The sequence below is a fragment of the Mesorhizobium sp. CNPSo 4671 genome, assembly GCF_057784245.1.
This window is the reverse complement of sequence record NZ_JBWLUW010000093.1, coordinates 1-398: the sequence shown is the minus strand read 5'-3', so window position 1 is coordinate 398 and position 398 is coordinate 1. Positions and strand designations below refer to the sequence as shown.

Annotated in this window: 1 protein-coding gene; it reads right to left on the bottom strand. The window is 40.5% G+C overall.

Annotation, left to right across the window (positions count from 1 at the left end):
- Positions 1-200 precede the first annotated feature (200 nt).
- On the bottom strand, positions 201-398 hold a 198-nt coding region (locus AC04SF_RS37525; RefSeq protein ID WP_488481891.1), incomplete at its 5' end, for a hypothetical protein.

Sequence of the window (398 nt, the reverse complement as noted above, 5' to 3'; positions counted from 1 at the left end):
GCTCTATACCGAGATGTTTTGCGACGTCTTTTGACGATAATTTAACTCCCATATCCATCACGAATCACCCCTTAAAAAGGGTTCGCTATAGCGAGGCTAAAGCCCTTTAAGTACTGCACCCTTTATTTGAGTTGTTTTGTAAAAGGGTGCAATTGAAAAGGAACGCTGCGTTACTAAATGAACGGAGAAAGTCAGTTATATCAAGGGGTTAAAGGCGATTTTTTAAGTTCGAGTTTGTTTTGGAGTTTAGGAGCGGAGAAAAAGAAAGAACTGACAAGGAAACCCGAGGAATCCTGGTCAGTTCTTTTGGGGTTGAATCTGACAAGAAAAGTAAGCCAAACGAAAGTGTAGAATGAACCCATCCTTTGAGTGTGCATCAAAACGGGCTTATTCATAAT